Genomic DNA, 21,197 nt, shown 5'->3' with positions numbered 1-21,197 from the left:
GGCAAAGAAAAGTAGGTGCCGCCCCGCACAGGGGCGACGCGTGAAGCGAGATAACGCATCGCGGATGCCAGCGCAAAAACCTGGAAAACCGGACCAACCCCCACAAGACACCCCGCACCCCACCTCAAATCATTTTTTCTCGACCCCATAGCAACTCTCTACAATGAGCGCTTTCGCGCACCGCGACTTCACCGCGCACCGTGCTTGCATATACCTTTCCGCGCCGCGATTTCACCGCCGATTCCGTCCCTTCATGCCGCTCGCTTTCCTTTCACTAGCCTCGTCGTATGCCTGCTCGCTCGGGCGTCGTTTCAAATCGCTGAATTCGGCTCACGCTGAGCCGGCGGCTGCACTCCACACGACAACACGCGCCGCCGCCGTCCTGTTCGCCTGCGCCGCGCTCGCCGTCGCCGCGCCCGCCGAGGCGCGCAAGAAAGCGCAGCAACCCGCCGTCAACGTCACCACCGTATTGCCGCCTGCCGTGATGGCGGGCCTGCAGCGCGCCCATGTGCCGCTGTCATCGATCAGCGTGGTCGTCGAGAAGGTCGGCGACCGCACGCCCGTGCTCGCGCTGAACGCCGGCAAGCCGATGATGCCCGCCTCGACGATGAAACTCGTCACCACCTACTCCGGTCTGTCGCTGCTCGGCCCCGACTACCGCTGGAAGACGACGGCGTACGCGCAAGGCAACATCGACGGAAACGGCGTGCTGCACGGCAATCTGTACATCCAGGGCACAGGCGACCCGAAGCTCGTGCCCGAAGAGCTGATCGACCTCGTCCAGAAGATTCACAAGGCGGGCATCACGGGCATCGACGGCGCGCTGGTGCTCGACAAACGCTTCTTCGATCCCTCCACGCGCGATTTGCCCGCCTTCGACAGCGACGTCAATTCGCCCTATAACGTCGGCCCCGATCCGCTGCTGTACGCGTTCAAGTCGCTGTCGTTTACGATGTCGCCGTCCGAGGACGGCAAGGTGCAGATCGACGTGCTGCCCGCGCTCGCGCAATTGCAGATCGACAACGAATTGCGCGCGACGCGCGGCCCGTGCCGCGGCGAGCTGGTGACGCCCGCCGTCACGCCGGCGGCGAACGGCGTGGTCAATGCGTCGTTCATCGGCGACTATCCGCTGCGCTGCGGCGAGCGCACCGTCAACGTGGCCGTGCTCGATCACACCACGTTCTTCGCGGGCGGCTTCCTCGCGCTGTGGCAGCAGACAGGCGGCACGTTCAACGGAACGACGCGCGAAGGCCCCGTCCCCATCGACGCAAAACTCGTCGCGACGCATCAGGGGCCGATGCTGTCCGACATCGTTCGCGACATCAACAAGTTCAGCAACAACACGATGGCGCGCAATCTTTTTCTGACGATCGGCGCCGTCATCAACCGCCCGCCCGCGACGCCCGCGAAGTCGGCGGAAGCCATCGAATCGTTCCTGCATCGCAGCGCGATGCCGATGGAATATCTGAGCCTCGACAACGGCTCGGGCCTGTCGCGCGACGAGCACATCACCGCGCTCGCGCTCGCCGATCTGCTGCAAAGCGCGAACGCCAGCCCCGTCGCGCAGGTGTTCGTCGATTCGCTGCCTATCGTCGGCGTGGACGGCACGATGCGCAACCGCCTAACGTCGAAGCCCGTCAATGGCAACGCGCACATCAAGACAGGCACGCTGCGCGACGTGCGGGCGATCGCAGGTTATGTCGCATCGTCCGATGGGCAGAGCTATGTCGTCGTCAGCCTGATCAACGACCCACACGCGGAAGCGGCGCGCGCCGCGCATGACGAACTGCTCGAATGGGTGTATCAGGGCCCGTCCGCGATACTCGCCAGCACCGTCGCGCCGGCCACGACAGAAGCCGCGGACGAGCCGCGCCGCAAGATCAGGAAAAACCCTCAGAAGCGCGGCGCGCACTGAGGATTCCTTCTATTGAAGCGGTGCGCGACGCGCCGCGAGGCGTTGTACGCTGTCGGGCAGTATGAAAAAGGCGCAGACAAACAGGCATGACGGCGCGCGCGACAGGCGCCGCATGATGAACAGCGCCGCATTCAAACAATAAAGACAATGCCGGCCTCCCCGAGGAGGCCGCAGGGACCCTCGGAGGGAGACGTCAATGCAATTCGATGCCGAATTGCTTCTGCTCGCCATGGCGCCGATCTTTCTCGCGTGCATCGGCTGGGAGGCGTGGCGCGCGCAGCGCATGCAGCCCGAAGCGCGCATGTACGGCTGGCGCGACACGTTGTGCAATACCGCGCTCGCGCTGATGCACCAGGGCGCCGACAAGCTCGCGTGGCTGTTCGTCATCCCCGTCTATGCGTATTGCTACGAGCACTACCGGCTGCTCGACTGGCATGCGGGTTGGGTGTCGTTCGCGGTGCTGTTCGTCGCGCAGGATCTGCTCTACTACGTATTTCACCGCTGCAGCCATCGCGTGCGCTGGTTGTGGGCCGCGCATGTCGTGCATCACTCGTCCGAGCGGATGAATTTCTCGACGGCGTTTCGTCAAAGCCTCATGTATCCCGTCGCGGGCATGTGGGTCTTCTGGATTCCGCTCGCGATTCTCGGCTTTCCGCCGAAGCAGATCGTCGGCATCGTGCTGATCAACCTGGGCTTTCAGTTCTTCGTGCATACGCAGTCCGTCGGCAAGCTCGGCTGGTTCGAATACGTGCTGAATACACCGTCGATCCATCGCGTGCATCACGCGCGCAACGACCGGTATATCGATCGCAACTATGCGGGCGTGCTGGTGATATGGGACCGGCTGTTCGGCAGCTATGTCGATGAAGATCCGAACGAGGCGCCCGTGTACGGCATCGTCGAGCCGCTTCACACGTATAACCCGCTGAAAGCGACGTTTCATGAATGGGCTTCGATGGCGCAGGACGTCGTGCGGGTGCGCGGCTTGCGCAACCGGCTGAGCGCGCTGTTCGCGCCGCCCGCGTGGGCCGCGCAGTATCACGCGAGCCTGCGCTGCGGCGAGCTTGCGCCGGATGCTGCCGGACGCGCATCGCAGAACAACAACGCGGCCGTCCAGACGCCGCGATAACAGGGAAGGCTTTGCAGGTTCGTCGCCGCGTCCAGACGACGCCTGCATCAGATGGCTCACGAGACACAAGGCTCAGGCCAGATACATACGAGGAGATAAGGACCTTATGAAGCAAGCATCAAACAACACGGGCATCCTGCGCTACGCACGCATCGCCGTCGCGTGCGCGGCATTTGCCACGCTCGTCGCATGCGGCGGCGGCAGTGACAACAACAATAACAACAACGCGAGCGCCACGCCTGCGGGCGGGGTCAAACTGCAGGTGGTGTCGTTCGGGGACAGCTTGTCGGATGTCGGCACGTATTCGCCCGTGATCACCTCGAGCTTCGGCGGTGGACGCTTCACGACGAACCCCGGCGAGGTGTGGACGCAGAAGGTCGCCGAGTACTACGGCGACACGCTGACGCCGGCCTTTGTGGGCGGCTTCGGCAAGCCGCTCGCGGCAAATGGCGGCTTCGGCTATGCGCAAGGCGGCTCGGATGTGTCGCGCGTCGACGGCAACGGCTACGCGCCGAATAGCCAGGCCGCGACCACCTGGCCGGTGACGCGGCAGGTTCAGCAATACCTGAGCGACCACGGCAGCTTCAATTCGAATCAGCTCGTGCTGATCAACGGCGGCGCCAACGATATCCTGCAGAACCTGTCCGCGATGCTGACGTCGATCTCGACGCAGGTTGCGGCCAATCCGACTCAGGCTTCGCAAATCGTGCAGTCGGTCGCGGTGAGCACGGTCGGCCCGATGGCGCAGACGCTCGTGGCGCAGATCGGTACGATCCTCGCGAAGGGCGCAACGCATGTGGTCGTGATGGACGTGCCCGATATCGGCAAGACGCCGCTGGCCGCGCAGCTTGCCACGCAGTTGGGGTCGGCGCAGGTGCCCACGCTGATCTCGGGCATCGTCGCTACCTATAACGGCGTGCTGCAGCAGGCGCTGGCAGTGGCCGGCCTGTCGACCAAGGTGGTCTTCGTGTCGACCAGCGGCTGGCTCACGCCGCTGCTCGCCAATCCGTCGGCGCAAGGCTTCAGCAACACCACGGGCACGGCCTGCAACATCACGCAGATGGCCGCGAACGCAACGGCTTATGCGACCGCGAACCCTTCCGTGCTGGTCGGCGGCATGACGGCTGCGCAGTATGGCCAGCAATTCGCGTCGTCGCTGTTCTGCTCGCCGAATACGCTGACGGTCGCGGGCGCGGACCAGTCGTATGTGTTCGCCGACACGATCCACCCGACGACCCACGCGCATGCCGCGTTTGCGACATACGTCGAAGGCAAGATCGCGGCGACGGGTCTCGGCAAGTAAGCGGCATCCGGCGGGGTTGCCCCGCTGTTTCCGGCTGCGTTCGATGTAAAAAAAGCCCGGCTCTCAAGAGCCGGGCTTTTTGCTTGGGTGCGTCTGCTTTGGCGACTGCGTTTGCGACTGCGTTTGCGCTCACGCGAGATGCGTGCCGCGCGCGCGGCTCTCAGGCGTCGTGCGCCTCGAATGCCGCGGCCGCGCGTCCCAGCCGGTCGTTGACGGCGATCCACTCGATCGTATCCGGCAATTTCTCGATCAGTATCCGCGACACATTCGCGCGATCCAGCGCGCGCAGCAGGCCGTACAGATCGCGCGCATACAGATGCGGATCTTCCGGCGCGGCGACGAAATGCACGCCCTCCGCGTCCGCCCAGCGCCCTGCACGCGACACACGCGCAACCAGCGCAACGCGTTCGCCGGGCGCGCGCGCGGCCAGCAGCGGCTCGAGCACGTCGAACGGCAGCAGCGCGAGCGGCGTGCGCGGCGCATAGTGCGCCTTCAACGTGCCGGAAGCACGCGGCGCGCTCGCGTCCGAGCCGTCGGGCAAACGCGGCATTTCACCGAGCACGTCGGCGATGTCTTGCGGCGTGACGTGCCCCGGCCGCAGCAACGCAGGAAAGCCGCGCGACAGATCGACGATCGTCGATTCGATGCCGACATCCGACGATCCGCCGTCGAGCACATGAATCGCATCGCCGAATTCCTCACGCACATGCTGCGCCGTGGTCGGGCTGACGTGACCGAAGCGGTTCGCGGACGGCGCCGCGACGCCGCCATGTCCATTACGCAACGCGCTGAACGCCGCAAGCAGTGCCTGCGCAACAGGATGCGACGGACAGCGCAAGCCGACCGAATCCTGCCCGCCGCTCACCGCCGCCGGAATATGCGCGGCGCGTTTGAGAATCAGCGTCAGCGGACCCGGCCAGAAGGCGTCGATCAGGCGCTGCGCATCGGACGGCAATTGCTCGACCCAATAATTCGGATCGCCGCCCGGCGCCAGATGCACGATCACGGGATGATTCGCCGGCCTGCCCTTCGCCGCGTAAATGCGCGCAACCGCGTCAGGACTTTCGGCATCGCCGCCCAGCCCGTAGACAGTCTCCGTGGGAAACGCGACGAGTTGCCCGGCATCGAGCAGCGCCGCGGCACGCGCGATCTCGTCGGCGCCGACGCTCGACGTCACGTCGGCAGGTTTCGTTTGATCCGGCATAAAGGCTCGTGCTCAGCTCGTCGGGATATGCAGCAGGCGCGCGCAATCGCGGGCGGCCGCGCGCGCGTGCTCGAGCGTCGCGGCGGTGAAGTTCACGTGGCCCATCTTGCGGCCGGGACGCGCGTCTTCCTTGCCGTATAGATGCAGACGCGCTTCCGGCATCGCCGCGACTTCGTGCCACGGCGGCGTGACAGCGGCAGTGGGCCGCTCGCCCTTCGCGTTGACGGGGAACCACACGTCGCCGAGGATGTTCAGCATCACGGCGGGCGAATGCTGGCGCGTATCGCCGAGCGGCATGCCTGTCATGGCCCGCACCTGCTGTTCGAACTGGCTCGTCGCGCAGGCGTCGACCGTGTAGTGGCCGGAGTTGTGCGGACGCGGCGCCATTTCGTTCGCGACGAGCGTGCCGTCTTCGAGAATGAAGAACTCGACGCACAGCACGCCGACATAGCCGAGCTTGTCCGCGATCTGCAGCGCGGCCTGCTGTGCCTGCTCGACAAGCGTCGCATTCGCGTCGGGCGCGGGCACGATGGTATGAGACAGCACGCCGTTGCGATGCGTGTTCTGCGCGAGCGGATACACGGCCGAGCAACCCGTCGCGCCGCGCGCGATCAACGCCGACACTTCGAACTTCAAGGGCAAACGCTTTTCGAGCACGCAAGGCACGCCGCCCAGCGACGCATGCGCCGCGCGCACTTCGGCCGCATTGCCGACCCGCACCTGCCCCTTGCCGTCGTAGCCCATGCGCGCTGTCTTGAGAATGCCGGGCAGCACGGCTTCGAGCACGGCGTCATCCAGCGCGGTGAGCGCGTCCGACGATTCGATCACGACATGCGGCGCCACGGGCACGCCCGACGACGCGATGAAGCGTTTCTCCGCAATGCGATCCTGCGCGACGGCGACGCAACGCCCTGCTGGGCTGACGAACGTGGTGCGCGCAAGGAAATCGAGACTTGCGGCGGGCACGTTCTCGAACTCGGTCGACACCGCCGCACACAGCCGCGCGAGTTCGGTGAGGGCCGCTTCATCGTCGTAGGCGGCGCGCAGATGGCGATCCGCGACGGCGCCCGCCGGACTGGTTTCGTCCGGATCGAGCACGGCGACGCGATAGCCCATTGCCTGCGCGGCGAAGCAGAACATGCGGCCGAGCTGGCCGCCACCGACCATGCCAAGCCATGCGCCGGGCAGAATCGGTGATACCGGAGTGTTGTCTGGATTCATCTTGATGGTCGGTCGCGGCCGATGTGGGGTCGGCCGGGTGAAACATTGAACTGCGACATTGAGCTACGACATTCAGCTACGACACTGAGCTACGACGTCGCACGGCGACGTCTCACTGCGAAGCGTTACAGCGGCGGCAGCGTCATTGCATGCGCCGCCTGGTTCTGGCGCACGCGGAACGCGGCGAGCTTCTCCGCATATTCCGGCGACGTGCCGGACAGCAGCGACACCGCGAACAGCGCGGCATTCGCAGCGCCTGCTTCGCCGATCGCGAACGTCGCGACGGGCACGCCCTTGGGCATCTGCACGATTGAATGCAGCGAATCGACGCCCTTCAGATACTTGCTCGCAACGGGCACGCCCAGCACGGGCACCGTCGTCTTGGCCGCGAGCATGCCCGGCAAATGCGCCGCGCCGCCCGCGCCCGCGATGATCGCGCGGATGCCGCGGTCGCGCGCGCTTTCAGCATAGGCGAACATTTCGTCCGGCATGCGGTGCGCGGACACGACCTTCGCTTCGTACGGCACGCCGAATTCCTGCAGGATCGCGACCGCGTTCTTCATGACGTCCCAGTCGGAACTGGAACCCATCAACACGCCGACGAGCGGCGCGTTGTGCGTATGTGCTGTCTGGACTTCACTCATCTTGCCTGTTTTCCGTATGCGTGGCGCTCAGGCCAGTTTCTGGCCCGTCAAGCGCTCGAGCGCTTCCTGGTACTTCTCGGCCGTTTTCGTGACGACTTCGTCCGGCAGCTTCGGCGCGGGCGGCTCTTTCTTCCACGGCTGGGTTTCGAGCCAGTCGCGCACGAACTGCTTGTCGAACGATGGCGGGTTCGTGCCGACCTGGTATTGATCCGCCGGCCAGAAGCGCGACGAATCCGCCGTCAGCGCTTCGTCCATCAGGTACAGCTGGCCCTTGTCGTCCAGACCGAATTCGAACTTCGTGTCGGCGATGATGATGCCGCGCGTGGCCGCGTAGTCGGCTGCTTCCTTGTACAGGCGGATCGAGATGTCGCGAATCGTCGCCGACAGTTCGGTGCCGATGCGGCGCTCCATCTCTTCGTATGTGATGTTTTCGTCGTGGTGGCCCATTTCGGCCTTCGCTGCCGGCGTGAAGATCGGCTCGGGCAGCTTTTGTGCGTTCTGCAGGCCTTCCGGCAACTGCACGCCGCACACGGCGCCCGTCGCCTGATAGTCCTTCCAGCCGCTGCCCGCCAGATAACCGCGCACCACCGCTTCGACGAGAATCGGCTCGAGGCGCTTGACCACGACCGCGCGGCCCTTCACCTGCTCGACCTCGTCAGGCGCGACGACCGTTTCGGGCGCGACGCCCGTCAAATGATTCGGCACGACGTGCGCGAGCTTGTCGAACCAGAAATTCGCCATCTGGTTCAGCACGCGGCCCTTGCTCGGAATCGGCTCGCCCATGATGACGTCGAACGCGGACAGACGGTCCGTCGTGACGATCAGCAGCTGGTCGTTGCCCACCGCGTAGTTGTCGCGGACCTTGCCGCGGCCGAGCAGCGGCAGCGAGCGGAGCGTGGATTCGTAGAGGGTAGACATCGTCGTGATTCACAAAAATGGGGCAAACACTGCCCGGAACAAAAGGGAAACGCCGTTCCCCTGATCATGCGGGAACGGCGATCTGACGACAACCTGGCCAGATGGCCAGCTGCGTACTACTCGAACAATGCGCAAACAACGCGCAGACAACCGCAAACAGCGAGCAAACGGGCGCCGCACGGCGCCCGCGCGCCGCTTAGCGAACGACTTGCGCGAGCTCGCCCGCCTTGTACTTCTCAGCGATCTTTTCCAGCGAGACCGGCTTGATCTTCGACGCCTGGCCTTCGCAGCCGAACGCCAGATAACGGTCCACGCACACCTTCTTCGCGGCTTCGCGAGCCGGCTTCAGGTAGTCGCGCGGATCGAACTTCGACGGGTTTTCCGCCATGTAGCGGCGGATCGCGCCCGTGATGGCAAGACGCAGATCGGTGTCGATATTGACCTTGCGCACGCCGTACTTGATGCCTTCCTGGATTTCCTCGACGGGCACGCCGTAGGTTTCCTTCATGTCGCCGCCGAATTCGCGGATTTCCGCCAGCAGTTCCTGCGGCACCGACGACGAACCGTGCATCACCAGATGCGTGTTCGGAATGCGCTGGTGAATTTCCTTGATGCGTTGAATGGACAGGATATCGCCCGTCGGCTTCTTCGAGAACTTGTACGCGCCGTGCGACGTGCCAATGGCAATCGCCAGTGCGTCGCACTGCGTGAGCTTCACGAAGTCCGCCGCCTGCTCGACGTCCGTCAGCAGTTGCTCGCGCGTCATCGTGCCTTCCGCGCCGTGGCCGTCTTCCTTGTCGCCCTTCATCGTTTCCAGCGAACCGAGCACGCCCAGTTCCGCCTCGACCGTCACGCCGATCGAATGGGCCGCTTCGACGACCTTGCGCGACACATCCACGTTGTACTCGTACGACGCCACCGTCTTGCCGTCGGCTTCGAGCGAACCGTCCATCATCACGCTCGTGAAACCGCTGCGGATCGCGGCCATGCAGACTGCCGGCGACTGACCGTGGTCCTGGTGCATCACGACGGGAATGTGCGGATACGACTCCACAGCCGCTTCGATCAGATGGCGCAGGAACGGCTCGCCCGAGTACTTACGCGCGCCAGCCGACGCCTGCATGATCACGGGCGCATTGACCTGATCCGCCGCCGCCATGATGGCCTGCACCTGCTCCAGATTGTTTACGTTGAATGCCGGAAGGCCATAACCGTGTTCGGCGGCATGGTCCAGCAGTTGACGCATTGATACGAGAGGCATTGATTACTCCATAGATTGAAACGAAATCTGTGCCGACGGCATCTATTTATGCAATTTCGTGCAATTTTATCGCGAAGCAGACCGTGTCCCGAGCGCCCTCTCCCAAACTGGGGTACGCCGCCTCTTTCGGGGACACGGCACTCTGCTTCACGCGTGCCGTTCAGCTGCGCCGTTTCCGGCTTGCCGGGTTTGCGTGCCTTGACTCGCTCTGACGGCGGTTTATGGCTGGCCGATATGACGCTGTCAGACCGGCTCGCCGACCCGCACGATCTTCAGTGTGTTCGTGCCGCCCGCCTGGCCCATCGGCTCGCCGACCGTCAGCACCACCATGTCGCCGCGCGCCGCGTAACCCTTGCCGACCACCACTTCGAGCGCCTGCGCAAGCGCGATGTCGCGGTCGCTGCTGGTGTCGAGGTGCAGCGACGTCACGTTGCGGTAGATCGCCATGGCGCGCTCGCTGCCCGTACGGGGCGTGAGCGCGAAAATCGGCACATGCGTCCAGTGACGCGACATCCACAGCGCCGTCGAACCCGATTCGGTCAATGCGACGATCGCCTTGGCCCCCAGGTGGTAAGCGGTGAACAGCGCGCCCATGGCGATCGACTGGTCGATGCGCGTGAACGTGCGGTCGAGGAAATCCTTGTCCAGTTCGACATGCTCGGACTTCTCGGCTTCGACGCAGATGGCGGCCATGGTTTCGATGGTCTGCACCGGATACTTGCCCGCCGCCGATTCCGCCGACAGCATCACGGCGTCCGTGCCGTCCAGCACCGCGTTCGCGACGTCCGACACTTCGGCGCGGGTCGGCACGGGTGCGTGGATCATCGACTCCATCATCTGCGTGGCCGTGATGACGAACTTGTTGGCGTCGCGCGCCATCTTGATCATGCGCTTTTGCAGCGCGGGCACCGCCGCGTTGCCGACTTCGACCGCGAGGTCGCCGCGCGCGACCATGATGCCGTCCGACGCATCGAGAATGCCTTGCAGCGCCGGGATGGCCTCGGCGCGCTCGATCTTCGCGATCATCTTCGGCTTGATGCCATACGGCGCGCCCGCGATATTCGCGAGCTGACGCGCCATTTCCATGTCCGTCGCGTTCTTCGGGAACGACACGGCCACGTAGTCCGCGCCGAGCGACATCGCCGTGCGGATATCTTCCATGTCCTTCGCGGTCAGCGCAGGCGCCGTCAGGCCGCCGCCCTGGCGGTTGATGCCCTTGTTGTTCGACAGGTCGCCGCCGATCTTCACGACGGTATGAATCTCGTTGCCGATCACGCGCGCAACGCTCAGCACGATCAGGCCGTCGTTGAGCAGCAGCGTGTCGCCGGGTTTCAGGTCGCGCGGCAGGTCCTTGTAGTCGAGGCCGACGCGGTCGTCGTTGCCGAGCTCGCACTCGGCGTCGAGGATGAAGGTATTGCCGGCGACCAGCGTGGTCTTGCCGTTTTCGAACTTGCCGACACGAATTTTCGGGCCTTGCAGGTCAGCCATGATGCCGACCTCGCGGCCTGCCTGCCGGGCCGCTTCACGTACGAACTCCGCGCGTTGACGATGATCGTCGGCGGTGCCGTGCGAGAAGTTGAGACGCACCACGTCGGCGCCCGCCTGAATCATCTGCAGCAAGATGTCCTGCGTGCTGGATGCGGGTCCGATGGTTGCGACAATCTTGGTGGCGCGATGCATGAGTCTCCTCGTCTGGATGGGATCGCTGGGATGAACGTTGGGAGTCGGATGCGGAGGCTGCGCAACGACCGGTGCTACATGGGGTGGTGCGCCGTTCGTTCCCTTCGAACCTTGAAGGCCCGGCGTCGAATCGTGGGGGACTGCTGCGATATCTGCTGCCCGCGGCGCGTCACGCGCCGTGAGTCGAGATGCATCGGCTTCGGTGTTTGAGGCGAGAGACACCGTTGCACTTGAAACGGCTGCCGTGTCCGCGTCATGTTGCGCGACATCGATCACAGCCAGTTCGGTATTCTGATCTTCGGCAACGGCTGCGGTCAGTGCCACTGGCGCGTTGCCGGAAAGTTGCGAGGCCGCCGGTTGGGCGCCCTCGGGTTGCAGCGCTTGTGCGGAGCGCGCTGCGCGCTCCCCTGCCGCTGCCGTGCGCGACGCGTTGCGCGTCTTCTGAGGCTTGTTGGGGGAGCGCGTCGCCATTATCAGGCCCGCGATTCCAGCACAGCGACTGCGGGCAGCTTCTTGCCCTCGAGGAACTCGAGGAAAGCCCCGCCGCCTGTCGAGATATAGCTCACCTTGTCGTGGATGCCATATTTGGCGATGGCCGCGAGCGTGTCGCCGCCGCCTGCAATCGAGTACGCCGACGACTTCGCGATGGCTTCCGCAAGCGTCTTCGTGCCGTTGCCGAACTGGTCGAACTCGAACACGCCGACCGGGCCGTTCCAGACGATCGTGCCGGCCTTTTCGAGCTGCGACGCGAGCGCCTTCGCTGTTTCCGGTCCGATGTCGAGGATCAGGTCGTCGTCCTGCACATCGGCAACCTGCTTGATTTCGGCCTTGGCGGTGGGCGAGAACTCCTTCGCGGTGACCACGTCCGACGGAATCGGCACCGATGCGCCGCGTGCCTTCGCGGCTTCGATGATGGCCTTCGCTTCTTCGACGAGATCCGCTTCGGCCAGCGACTTGCCGATCTTCAGGCCAGCCGCCAGCATGAACGTGTTCGCGATGCCGCCGCCGACGATCAGCTGATCCACCTTGTCGGCCAGCGACTTCAGAATGGTCAGCTTGGTCGACACCTTCGAGCCCGCGACGATTGCCACCAGCGGACGCTTCGGTGCGCCGAGCGCCTTGCTGAGCGCTTCGAGTTCGGCCGCGAGCAGCGGGCCCGCGCACGCCACCGGCGCGTACTTCGCGATGCCGTGCGTGGTCGCTTCGGCACGGTGCGCAGTGCCGAACGCGTCGTTCACGTAGATGTCGCAAAGCTTCGCCATTTTCTGCGCGAGCTCGTCGGAATCCTTCTTTTCGCCCTTGTTCACGCGGCAGTTTTCGAGCAGCACGACCTGGCCCGGCGCGACGTTCACGCCGTTCTCCACCCAGTTCTGCACCAGCGGCACGTCGCGGCCGAGCAGTTCGGCGAGACGCTTCGCGACGGGCGCGAGCGAGTCTTCGGGCTTGAAGTCGCCTTCCGTCGGGCGGCCCAGGTGCGACGTGACCATGACGGCCGCGCCCGCGTCCAGCGCGGACTTGATGGCAGGCACGGAAGCGCGGATGCGGGTGTCTTCGGTGATGTTGCCGGCGTCGTCCTGCGGCACGTTCAGGTCGGCGCGGATGAACACGCGTTTGCCGGATAGTTTGCCTTCGGCGATCAGATCGGAGAGACGCAATACCTGTTTCATGATTGATATGCGAGTTGATTGGAAGGCGGTGCGGACGCTGCGCGAACAGCCAATCGAGAACGGTGCCGGCAGGTTCGCGCGTGTTCCGGGAGACAGCCATTTTAACCGATCGACGGACCGATCTAAGCCCGTCCGAGCGAATCCCAGTATTTGCCGGCTGCAGCGGGCGTTGCGCGATATTGCAGCGCAACATTCACACGCGCGCGGGCGACCGCCTTCAGAAAATCAGCCGCAGCGCCGTGAACACCAGCATCCCGACGACGATTGTGCCGAGCATCGTCCGCCGCCACAGGAACCACGCGAGGCCCGCGAGCGTGCCGTACAGCTCGTGATTCGACAGCGCGATGGACACGCCACTGTCCGTCACGAGCACGTCCGGCACGACGACAGCCGCCAGCGCCGCCGCGGGCGCGTAACGCAGCATCCGTTGCGCGCGCTCCGGCAGCACCGTGCGCTCCCCTCCGATCAGAAACAGCGCGCGTGTCAGCGCTGTGACAAACGTCATGCCGATAATCGCGAGCCAGATCTGCAGCGTGCTCATCGCGAATCTCCCGAATGTCCCGGACGTCCCGCTGTTTCCGTGTGGTTGCGGATGCGGCGCAGATCGGCGCGCTCGATCAGCGCGTCGGCGGCGGTGCCCGCGAGGATCGCAGTGATCACGGCGAGCGGCAGCGCGAGGCGATACGGCAGATCGAATGCGACCAGCGCGACGATGCCCGCGACGCTCACGGCCGCCAGCGTGGAGCGCGACGAAATCGCCGACACCATCACGGGAATCAGCGCGAGCGTGCCCGCGAGCGAAAGACCCCAGTTATCGGGAAAGAGGCTGGCCAGCAGAATGCCGATGATCGACGAGACCTGCCACGACAGCCAGCTCGAGACGGCCATGCCCCAGAAATACGCTTCCTTGCCGGGTACGTAGCCTGGCTGGAAGGCTTTCTTCTGGAACAGCAGATAGATGACGTCGCCGTTGAAATAGCCGACCAGCAACCGGCGCCACAGCGGCAGATAGGAAAAATGCGGTGCGAGGCCCGCGCTGAAGATCACGAAGCGCGTGTTGACCATCGCGGCCGTCAGCAGGATCGTCCAGACGGGCAGCTTGGCGAGCATGAGCGGCAGCACGGCCAGCTGCGACGAGCCTGCGTAGACCAGCAGCGACATCGCGAGCGACTGAGGCACGGTCATCACCGACTTGCTCATCGCGATGCCCGTCACGAGGCCCCAGGAGAAGATCGCCATCAAGGTGGGCGAGTAGGCGCGCGCGCCATCACGGAAAGCGCGGCGGTCGAGATCGGACAAACGAGCGAGCATGAGGCGAATGCAGCGCGGCGCGACGAGCGCCACGATGGCAGGGGGTCAGCGCCAGATCGTGTAGCAGCCGCTGGCGCATCCGGTTAGTTTTCAGCGACCGCCGGATTATAGCGTCCGGGGTGCCCGCAAATGCCCGTTGATTGTGCAAAAGACGCTAAAATATCGCTTTTCGCCGCGTGGCCCGAACGCATCTGTCGTGGTTGCGCCACGCGCCGAAACCGACGCCGCAGTCGAACGTCATAAGCGACGTCACGATCAAACGTCACAATCCGAACAACCCGCGACCCCGCGAACCCGCACTGCCAGGAGAATCGTATGTCAATGGCCGACCGCGACGGCAAGATCTGGATGGATGGCAAGCTCATCGACTGGCGCGACGCCAAGATCCACGTCCTCACCCATACGCTGCACTACGGCATGGGCGTCTTCGAAGGCGTGCGCGCCTACAAGACGGCTGACGGCGGCACGTCGATCTTCCGTCTTCAGGAACACACCAAGCGCCTGCTGAACTCGGCCAAGATCTTCCAGATGGACGTTCCGTTCGACCACGAAACGCTCGCCGCAGCACAGCGCGAAGTGGTCCGCGAGAACAAGCTGGAGTCGTGCTACCTGCGCCCGATCATCTGGGTCGGCTCGGAAAAGCTGGGCGTGTCGGCCAAGGGCAACACCATCCACGTCGCGATCGCCGCCTGGCCGTGGGGCGCCTATCTTGGCGAAGACGGCATCAAGAAGGGCATCCGCGTGAAGACCTCGTCGTTCACGCGCCATCACGTGAACGTCTCCATGGTCCGCGCGAAGGCGTCGGGCTGGTACGTCAACTCGATCCTCGCGAACCAGGAAGCCACGGCCGACGGCTACGACGAAGCGCTGCTGCTCGACGTCGACGGCTATGTGTCGGAAGGCTCGGGCGAGAACTTCTTCCTCGTGAACAACGGCAAGCTGTACACGCCCGACCTCTCGTCGTGCCTCGACGGCATCACGCGCGACACGGTGATCACGCTGGCGAAAGACGCGGGCATCGAAGTGATCGAAAAGCGCATCACGCGCGACGAAGTCTATACGTGCGACGAAGCGTTCTTCACGGGCACGGCCGCCGAAGTCACGCCCATCCGCGAACTCGACAACCGCACGATCGGCTCGGGCACGCGCGGCCCGATCACGGAGAAGCTGCAATCGGGCTTCTTCGACATCGTGAACGGAAAGAGCGCGAAGTACGCGCACTGGCTGACGAAGATCTGAATCCCGGCGGGCGCGTCGCAGGCAGAAAGCCGGACGCGCCCGCCTTGTGCATACAACGAGAAAGTCCCTATGAGCGAAATCAAGGAAATGCCGCTGGTCGAACTGTCGGCGAAAGATCTTCCCGCGTATTGCCCGAACCCGTCGATGCCGCGCTGGAGCAACCATCCGCGCGTCTTTATCGACGTGACGCACGGCGAAGCGCGCTGCCCCTACTGCAGCACGCGCTACAAGCTGCGCGACGGCGAAGTGATCAAGGGTCACTGATCCGCTGCACTGCTTGTCTGCCGCATGGGCTGCGGCCGCGCATCGCTGAATCGGGCAGGCGGAAGGTGGAACTTCCCGCCGCGCGCGCCGATATAGCCTGGGCTGCAGTCCACATTCCCTGACAACCCGGCACCGCGCGCCTCGTGCGCGCGGCGCCTTATTTTCGACATCGGAAACTCACCCTGATGCGTCGCGCGTTGGTTATCGCACCGAACTGGATCGGTGACGCATTGATGGCGCAGCCGCTGTTTGCGCGCCTCGTGAAATTGCATCCGCGCATCGCGATCGATGCCGTCGCGCCCAGCTGGGTCGCGCCCGTGCTCGAACGGATGCCGGAAATCCGCGATGTCTACGCGACCGATCTCGCCCACGGCAAGCTGCAGATGCTGCGCCGCTGGCAGCTTGCGAGCGATTTGCGTGACGTCGGCTATGACGCGGCTTACGTGCTGCCCAATTCGCTGAAGTCCGCACTGATTCCGTGGATGGCGGGCATTCCGCTGCGCATCGGCTACACGGGCGAAAGCCGCTACGGGCTGTTGAACGTGCGGCACGCGAACCCGCGCAAGGACGCGCGTCCGCCGATGGTCGGCCAATACGCGGCTCTCGCTTACGCGCCCGGCGCGAAAGTGCCCGAGGATCTGCCGCCGCCGCGGCTCGACGCCGACCTGAACGAAGCGTCGCGCGTGTCGACGCGCTTCAATCTGGACACGCGCGTGCCGCTGCTGGTGTTCTGCCCCGGCGCGGAGTACGGCCCGGCCAAGCGCTGGCCGCCCGAGCATTTCGCAGCGCTCGCGCAGATGGTCGGCCAGTCGTTCCCGTACACGAAGATCGTCGCGCTCGGTTCGCCGAAAGACGCGCCCATCGCCCAGGCCATTGCCGACCGCGCGCCGAACGTGCGCAACCTGTGCGGCCAGACCGCGCTGGGCGAGGCCTGCGCGCTGATCTCGCGGGCGAGCGCCGTCGTCACCAACGATTCCGGGCTGATGCACGTCGCAGCCGCGCTGCGCCGACCGCTCGTGGCCGTGTACGGATCGACCGATCCGCGCCACACGCCGCCCTTGTCGGACCTCGCAAAGGTACAATGGCTGCATCTCGAGTGCAGTCCGTGCTTTCAGCGCGAATGTCCGTTGGGCCATCTGAACTGCCTGCGGCAACTGAGTGCCGAACAGGTATTCGACGATCTGCGTGGAATGTTGCTCGCGCAACGCTGAGCGTCCAAGGGCCTGCTGTGCTCGCGGGGCGACGTCCCGCGCCGCCTGCAGCGTCATGCCCGCGTCTTGAGGCGCGAGCATGCTGGCGAATGGCCTGCTGCACATCACTGACCGCAACCGCGCGCCTTGCGCGCAAGAGACTGACGAGCTATGCCACGTTTTGCCCACATCTTCGAAGCCGCTGCGGACACGTTGAATGCCTATTACCAGGCAGTCGCGGAGGTCAATCTCGACAGTTTGATGGGCTTGTGGATCGACGAGGAATTTGTCAGTTGTATCTGCGCCGACGGCTCGCATCTGCATGGTCTCGACGCGATCCGCTCGGGGCTGACCGTTCAGCTCGAAGCGCAGCCGGTGTCGATCGAGCCGCTCGACATCCGCGTTTACGACAGTCTCGGCACCGTCGTCTACGCGATTGCCGAAGCGCACCGGCCCGCCGACCCGGCCGCCGTGCCGGCGATGATCTTCACCACCTATGTGATGGTCCATGAGCGCGGCGAATGGAAAATCGCGCATATTCATGCGAGTGCGATGCCGAACGAAACTGCCTCGCAGTTTGCTGCCAAAATGAGACATGGTCAGGGCGCGCTGCACTGACGCGCCCCGCGAGACCAGCTTGACGGAAGTCCCGGCGAAACCATGACCCGGGGCTTCGACTGAATACCGGTGTTGGCATGAGCACGACCCACGACAATAACGCTTCTTCCAGACCGGCCCTCGATACAGCCGCGGCTGCCGTTGAGGCTGCTGTGGGCACGTCGGTCGAAGCGACCGTCGACATGCTGTACCGCGCCCCGCTCTGGCTTCCCAATAGCCACATCCAGACCATCGTTCCCGCGCTGTTCGGCCGCCGCCCCGAGGTGACCTACCGGCGCGAGCGTTGGGATACGCCGGACGGCGATTTCATCGATCTCGACTGGCTGGTGCCCGATCCGCTTGCAGCCTCTCCCGCCGCCGACGACGCGCCGCTGTTCGTACTCTTTCACGGACTCGAAGGCAGTTCGGACTCCCACTACGCGCGCACCTTGATGGCAAGCGCCCAGCTGCGCGGCTGGCATGGCGTCGTGCCGCACTTTCGCAGTTGCAGCGGTCCGATGAACCTGTTGCCGCGCTTCTATCACCTCGCCGACAGCAACGAAGTCGATTGGGTGCTGCGGCGGCTGCGCGAGCAGCATCCGGGGCCGATCGTGGCTGCCGGCGTGTCGCTGGGCGGCAACGTGCTGCTGCGCTGGCTCGGCGAGCGGCGCGAGGACGCGGAGATCATCGCGGCGGCCGCGGCGATCTCCGCGCCGCTCGACGTGCACGCGGGCGGCCGCGCGCTGTCGCAAGGCTTCGGGTTGATCTACACACGCAGCTTCCTGAAGACGCTCAAGCTGAAGGCGCAGCAAAAGCTCGAACAGTATCCCGGCCTCTTCGATCTGAACGACATGCTCGCCAGCCGCACGATGCACGCGTTCGACGAGGTCGTGACGGCGCCGTTGCACGGTTTTCGCGACGCGGACGACTACTGGACGCGTTCGACCACGCGCCCGCTCCTTCCCGAAATCACCGTGCCGACGCTCGTGCTCAACGCCCGCAACGACCCGTTCCTGCCGGGCGCGGTGCTGCCGTCGTGCAGCGAGGTATCATCGGCGGTGGAACTCGATCAACCGGAGCATGGCGGACACGTCGGCTTCATGACGGGCCCCTTCCCCGGCCGGATCGACTGGCTTTCGCGCCGGGTTTTCGGCTACTTCGACCCGTTCACGCGACATGGATGACATCGTCAAGCAGGCATTGGCCAAATGGCCGAACGTGCCGCATTGCACCGGCTGGCTGCTGCTCGACCGGCGCGGCAACTGGCGTATGCGCGACGAAGCCGCGCAAGCCGCAGGCGCGCCCGGTGAGCCGATCCGGCATACGGCCCTGCTCGGCTTCATCAACCGCAACTACGAAGCCGACGAGACAGGCCAATGGTTTTTCCAGAACGGGCCGCAGCGCGTGTATGTCGAACTCGGCTACACGCCGTTCGTCGTGCGGCTCGCCCGTGACGACGTTAGCGAAACACTCATGTTGACGGATCAGGGCGGCGCAGCGTTCGAGCCGGCTGCTGCCTATCTGGACGACGAAGGCGGCATTCTCTTCATCGATCGCTCCACGCCCGCACGTACCGCCGTGCTGCACGACCACGATCTCGATCTTTTCTCCGAGCACACGGATCTTGCGAGCGACGGCCAAAGCGGTGCCTTCCGCTGGCGCGACGGCGAGGTCTTGAAGCTCGAGCCCTTGCGCAAGGCCGAGGTCGAAAAGCGCTTCGGATTCGTCGCAAGTCCGGCGGCGCGTGTCGCTGCGCGCGGCCTGCCCTCGCCTTAAGACAACCGCTAGCTGCTGTTCTTCTCGTCTTCGCGCTCTTCCTTATAGCGCGCCTCGAACTCATGCAGGCGCGCGTCGATCGTCGCGAGGTCGTAGTAGCCGACCGACTTGATGTCGCGTGCTTCCTTCAACTGCCGGATCGCCGACGGCCAGGCGCCTTCCAGCGCGAACTTCTCCGCGAGCGCGCGATGCTGCGTCAGCGCGTCACCCGTGCCGACGCTCGCCTGCGCGAGATAACGCCACCAGACGGGCTGCTGCGGATCGGCACGCGTCTCGCGCTGCGCCTGCACCTGTGCTTCGCCGAAACGGCGTGCGGTGAGCAGCGTCTGCAGGCGCATCTCGATGGCCGCGTGCGATTGCGGCCAGCGCTTTTGCGCGATTTCCGCGAGACGCACGGCTTCGTCGTTGCGGCCGGCGCGCCGGGCGATGTCGACCGCGAGCACGTCGAGGCTCGGCGAACTGCGCGAAGGATCGCCTTCGGCGCGCTCGTTGGCGTCGAACGCGGCGCGTGCCGTCGCCAGCGAAGCCGAAGCGTCGTCGTAGCGCTCGAGCAGCATCTGCGCGTACGCGATGCCATACCAGTTGCCCGCCACGTTCAGCGCGGTACGGTCTTCGACTTCGGAGCGCATCCGTGAGATGTCGTCCGCGTATTCGCTGCGTGAGCGGTCCTGCAGCACGCGCGCCCGTGCGCGCACGAATGCATATTCCGACGACTGGCGCGGCTGCCGGTAAGGCGCGCGGCGCGCGCGGTCGGACATATCGGCGATCCGCTCGCCCGTCAGCGGGTGCGTGCGCGCGTAGGCGGGCGCGCCCGCGTCGCTCATCGATGCGCGATCGAGCCGCTCGAAGAACGACACCATTCCATACGGGTCATAACCCGCGCCCGCGAGCATCTGGAAGCCGACCCGGTCGGCTTCGTGCTCGGCCGCGCGCGAGAAGCGCAACTGGCTGTCGACAGCATAGGCCTGCCCGCCGATGGCGATCGCGCTGCCCAGATCGCCGCTATGTGCGAGGACGCCCGCCAGCACGCCGAGCAACATGCTCGCGAGCGCCGCGTAGCCGCTGTGCTCGCCCGCCGTGATCATCCGCGCGATGTGCCGTTGCAGCACGTGACCCATTTCGTGTCCGACGACGGACGCGAGTTCCGATTCCGTCTGCGTCGCGACGATCAGCCCGGTATTCACGCCGATGAAGCCGCCCGGCAACGAGAAAGCGTTGATCTGCGCGTCGCGCATCGCGAACAGATCGAAGTCAGGACGATAGCCGCCGATGAACTGCGCGCTCGCGGCCGCGGCGAGCTTCTCGGAGATCGAGTTCAGATAGTCGCGCACGAGCCAGTCGTCGATATAGTCGGGATCGGCGCGGACTTCGCGCATCACACGTTCGCCGAGCTTGCGTTCGGCTTGCGGCGTGAGCGAGCCACCCGAGCCATCGCCGAGATCGGGCAACTGCTGGGTCGACATGGGCGCGCGCAGGCTCGCGTTGCCGCCGGGGTTACCCGCGAAGCGCGACTGCGCGCCGCCGTAGAGACCGAACACGCCTGGTGCGATGTCGGGCGGCACGGCTGTCGCGCCGTACGTGTCGAGCGGCCCGGTGACGAGCGGCAGTTCCGACAGGTTCGACGGCTGCGCGATGATCGCGGGCGGGACGGCGAGCGTGACGGACAACAATGCAGCGAGAAACCGTTTCAGACGCATTGCGGACGATGGGCGAAATCGAAAGCGGCGTAAGGTGCCGGAAGAAACAGGCCTTGTTTTCGATTGTACCGGGTGCGGTGGGCGCTTCGGCTCCCAGTCGGTGCGTGGATGGCGGGTTGCCCACAATCAGGCATCCGCGCGCTTTGTGCGCTATCGTGATTCTTCGCCGTCCCGCGCCCGA

Annotated in this window: 19 protein-coding genes; 9 read left to right on the top strand and 10 right to left on the bottom strand. The window is 65.0% G+C overall.

Annotation, left to right across the window (positions count from 1 at the left end; translation table 11 throughout):
* Positions 1-253 precede the first annotated feature (253 nt).
* The 3 genes from dacB (at position 254) to KFO72_RS23330 (ending at position 4,347) form a co-directional block, all read left to right on the top strand.
* Complete coding sequence (dacB, locus tag KFO72_RS23340) at positions 254-1,915, top strand: D-alanyl-D-alanine carboxypeptidase/D-alanyl-D-alanine-endopeptidase (protein WP_224101839.1); 1,662 nt, start codon at positions 254-256, stop codon at positions 1,913-1,915.
* 196 nt (positions 1,916-2,111) lie between these two features.
* Entirely contained in the window at positions 2,112-3,044 is a 933-nt protein-coding gene (locus KFO72_RS23335; protein ID WP_225033145.1) for a sterol desaturase family protein, read from the top strand.
* Positions 3,045-3,150: 106 nt separating this feature from the next.
* Entirely contained in the window at positions 3,151-4,347 is a 1,197-nt protein-coding gene (locus KFO72_RS23330) for an SGNH/GDSL hydrolase family protein (protein ID WP_225033144.1), read from the top strand.
* A 160-nt stretch (positions 4,348-4,507) separates the two neighbouring features.
* Here KFO72_RS23330 and KFO72_RS23325 read toward each other — a convergent pair whose 3' ends face one another.
* The 9 genes from KFO72_RS23325 to KFO72_RS23285 all read right to left on the bottom strand — a co-directional run bounded on the left by KFO72_RS23325 (position 4,508) and on the right by KFO72_RS23285 (position 14,253).
* The gene (locus KFO72_RS23325) at positions 4,508-5,551 is read right to left on the bottom strand and encodes an L-threonylcarbamoyladenylate synthase (RefSeq protein WP_054929787.1); all 1,044 of its coding nucleotides are present in this window, start codon (positions 5,549-5,551) and stop codon (positions 4,508-4,510) included.
* A 12-nt stretch (positions 5,552-5,563) separates the two neighbouring features.
* On the bottom strand, positions 5,564-6,772 hold the full coding sequence (locus tag KFO72_RS23320; RefSeq protein ID WP_225033143.1) for a 5-(carboxyamino)imidazole ribonucleotide synthase: 1,209 nt from the start codon (positions 6,770-6,772) through the stop codon (positions 5,564-5,566).
* A gap of 125 nt (positions 6,773-6,897) precedes the next feature.
* Complete coding sequence (gene purE / locus KFO72_RS23315; protein WP_224101840.1) at positions 6,898-7,416, bottom strand: 5-(carboxyamino)imidazole ribonucleotide mutase; 519 nt, start codon at positions 7,414-7,416, stop codon at positions 6,898-6,900.
* Between the two features lie 27 nt (positions 7,417-7,443).
* Positions 7,444-8,334 carry a phosphoribosylaminoimidazolesuccinocarboxamide synthase gene (locus KFO72_RS23310; RefSeq protein WP_007581426.1) on the bottom strand — a complete coding sequence of 297 codons (891 nt, stop codon included), beginning with the start codon at positions 8,332-8,334 and terminating at the stop codon, positions 7,444-7,446.
* Between the two features lie 196 nt (positions 8,335-8,530).
* Positions 8,531-9,595 (bottom strand): class II fructose-bisphosphate aldolase, encoded by a 1,065-nt coding sequence (fba, locus tag KFO72_RS23305; RefSeq protein ID WP_035986436.1) that lies wholly within the window; start codon positions 9,593-9,595, stop codon positions 8,531-8,533.
* A 243-nt stretch (positions 9,596-9,838) separates the two neighbouring features.
* A complete protein-coding gene (pyk, locus tag KFO72_RS23300; protein WP_054929810.1) occupies positions 9,839-11,275 on the bottom strand; it encodes a pyruvate kinase in 1,437 nt (478 codons plus the stop codon).
* A gap of 473 nt (positions 11,276-11,748) precedes the next feature.
* Positions 11,749-12,942, bottom strand: coding sequence for a phosphoglycerate kinase (locus KFO72_RS23295; RefSeq protein WP_054929784.1), 1,194 nt, complete (start codon positions 12,940-12,942; stop codon positions 11,749-11,751).
* A gap of 217 nt (positions 12,943-13,159) precedes the next feature.
* Positions 13,160-13,483 carry an AzlD domain-containing protein gene (locus tag KFO72_RS23290; protein WP_035986440.1) on the bottom strand — a complete coding sequence of 108 codons (324 nt, stop codon included), beginning with the start codon at positions 13,481-13,483 and terminating at the stop codon, positions 13,160-13,162.
* Positions 13,480-14,253 (bottom strand): AzlC family ABC transporter permease, encoded by a 774-nt coding sequence (locus KFO72_RS23285; protein WP_054929783.1) that lies wholly within the window; start codon positions 14,251-14,253, stop codon positions 13,480-13,482. Before KFO72_RS23285 ends, KFO72_RS23290 begins: the two co-directional genes overlap by 4 nt.
* Before the next feature lie 315 nt (positions 14,254-14,568).
* On the opposite strand from KFO72_RS23285, the gene KFO72_RS23280 reads away from it, so the two are divergent.
* From KFO72_RS23280 to KFO72_RS23255, 6 genes are all read left to right on the top strand, one after another.
* Complete coding sequence (locus KFO72_RS23280) at positions 14,569-15,492, top strand: branched-chain amino acid transaminase (protein WP_054929782.1); 924 nt, start codon at positions 14,569-14,571, stop codon at positions 15,490-15,492.
* Positions 15,493-15,561: 69 nt separating this feature from the next.
* Positions 15,562-15,756 carry a zinc-finger domain-containing protein gene (locus KFO72_RS23275; RefSeq protein ID WP_007590092.1) on the top strand — a complete coding sequence of 65 codons (195 nt, stop codon included), beginning with the start codon at positions 15,562-15,564 and terminating at the stop codon, positions 15,754-15,756.
* 185 nt (positions 15,757-15,941) lie between these two features.
* On the top strand, positions 15,942-16,967 hold the full coding sequence (waaF, locus tag KFO72_RS23270; protein WP_054929781.1) for a lipopolysaccharide heptosyltransferase II: 1,026 nt from the start codon (positions 15,942-15,944) through the stop codon (positions 16,965-16,967).
* Positions 16,968-17,117: 150 nt separating this feature from the next.
* Positions 17,118-17,564, top strand: coding sequence for a nuclear transport factor 2 family protein (locus tag KFO72_RS23265; protein WP_054929780.1), 447 nt, complete (start codon positions 17,118-17,120; stop codon positions 17,562-17,564).
* A 77-nt stretch (positions 17,565-17,641) separates the two neighbouring features.
* Entirely contained in the window at positions 17,642-18,727 is a 1,086-nt protein-coding gene (locus KFO72_RS23260; RefSeq protein WP_225033142.1) for a hydrolase, read from the top strand.
* Complete coding sequence (locus KFO72_RS23255) at positions 18,720-19,319, top strand: DUF2946 family protein (RefSeq protein ID WP_224101843.1); 600 nt, start codon at positions 18,720-18,722, stop codon at positions 19,317-19,319. Before KFO72_RS23260 ends, KFO72_RS23255 begins: the two co-directional genes overlap by 8 nt.
* A gap of 8 nt (positions 19,320-19,327) precedes the next feature.
* Here the strand turns inward: KFO72_RS23255 and KFO72_RS23250 are convergent, their stop codons facing one another.
* The gene (locus KFO72_RS23250; RefSeq protein WP_107202133.1) at positions 19,328-21,016 is read right to left on the bottom strand and encodes a M48 family metalloprotease; all 1,689 of its coding nucleotides are present in this window, start codon (positions 21,014-21,016) and stop codon (positions 19,328-19,330) included.
* Between the last annotated feature and the right edge of the window lie 181 nt (positions 21,017-21,197).

The sequence above is a fragment of the Paraburkholderia sp. XV genome (assembly GCF_020177535.1).
Taxonomy (GTDB): Bacteria; Pseudomonadota; Gammaproteobacteria; order Burkholderiales; family Burkholderiaceae; genus Paraburkholderia; species Paraburkholderia caribensis.
Note: the sequence above shows the minus strand (reverse complement) of the source record. Positions and strands in the feature narration are given on the sequence as shown.

Excerpts from the sequence above, each read along its gene's own strand:
- waaF (WP_054929781.1), top strand. The coding sequence starts at position 15,942 with ATGCGTCGCGCGTTGGTTATCGCACCGAACTGGATCGGTGACGCATTG.
- KFO72_RS23295 (WP_054929784.1), bottom strand. The coding sequence starts at position 12,942 with ATGAAACAGGTATTGCGTCTCTCCGATCTGATCGCCGAAGGCAAACTA.
- KFO72_RS23310 (WP_007581426.1), bottom strand. The coding sequence starts at position 8,334 with ATGTCTACCCTCTACGAATCCACGCTCCGCTCGCTGCCGCTGCTCGGC.
- KFO72_RS23260 (WP_225033142.1), top strand. The coding sequence starts at position 17,642 with ATGAGCACGACCCACGACAATAACGCTTCTTCCAGACCGGCCCTCGAT.
- KFO72_RS23265 (WP_054929780.1), top strand. The coding sequence starts at position 17,118 with ATGCCACGTTTTGCCCACATCTTCGAAGCCGCTGCGGACACGTTGAAT.
- KFO72_RS23255 (WP_224101843.1), top strand. The coding sequence starts at position 18,720 with ATGGATGACATCGTCAAGCAGGCATTGGCCAAATGGCCGAACGTGCCG.
- fba (WP_035986436.1), bottom strand. The coding sequence starts at position 9,595 with ATGCCTCTCGTATCAATGCGTCAACTGCTGGACCATGCCGCCGAACAC.
- pyk (WP_054929810.1), bottom strand. The coding sequence starts at position 11,275 with ATGCATCGCGCCACCAAGATTGTCGCAACCATCGGACCCGCATCCAGC.
- KFO72_RS23250 (WP_107202133.1), bottom strand. The coding sequence starts at position 21,016 with ATGCGTCTGAAACGGTTTCTCGCTGCATTGTTGTCCGTCACGCTCGCC.
- KFO72_RS23335 (WP_225033145.1), top strand. The coding sequence starts at position 2,112 with ATGCAATTCGATGCCGAATTGCTTCTGCTCGCCATGGCGCCGATCTTT.
- KFO72_RS23290 (WP_035986440.1), bottom strand. The coding sequence starts at position 13,483 with ATGAGCACGCTGCAGATCTGGCTCGCGATTATCGGCATGACGTTTGTC.
- KFO72_RS23320 (WP_225033143.1), bottom strand. The coding sequence starts at position 6,772 with ATGAATCCAGACAACACTCCGGTATCACCGATTCTGCCCGGCGCATGG.
- purE (WP_224101840.1), bottom strand. The coding sequence starts at position 7,416 with ATGAGTGAAGTCCAGACAGCACATACGCACAACGCGCCGCTCGTCGGC.
- KFO72_RS23275 (WP_007590092.1), top strand. The coding sequence starts at position 15,562 with ATGAGCGAAATCAAGGAAATGCCGCTGGTCGAACTGTCGGCGAAAGAT.
- dacB (WP_224101839.1), top strand. The coding sequence starts at position 254 with ATGCCGCTCGCTTTCCTTTCACTAGCCTCGTCGTATGCCTGCTCGCTC.
- KFO72_RS23285 (WP_054929783.1), bottom strand. The coding sequence starts at position 14,253 with ATGCTCGCTCGTTTGTCCGATCTCGACCGCCGCGCTTTCCGTGATGGC.
- KFO72_RS23280 (WP_054929782.1), top strand. The coding sequence starts at position 14,569 with ATGTCAATGGCCGACCGCGACGGCAAGATCTGGATGGATGGCAAGCTC.
- KFO72_RS23330 (WP_225033144.1), top strand. The coding sequence starts at position 3,151 with ATGAAGCAAGCATCAAACAACACGGGCATCCTGCGCTACGCACGCATC.
- KFO72_RS23325 (WP_054929787.1), bottom strand. The coding sequence starts at position 5,551 with ATGCCGGATCAAACGAAACCTGCCGACGTGACGTCGAGCGTCGGCGCC.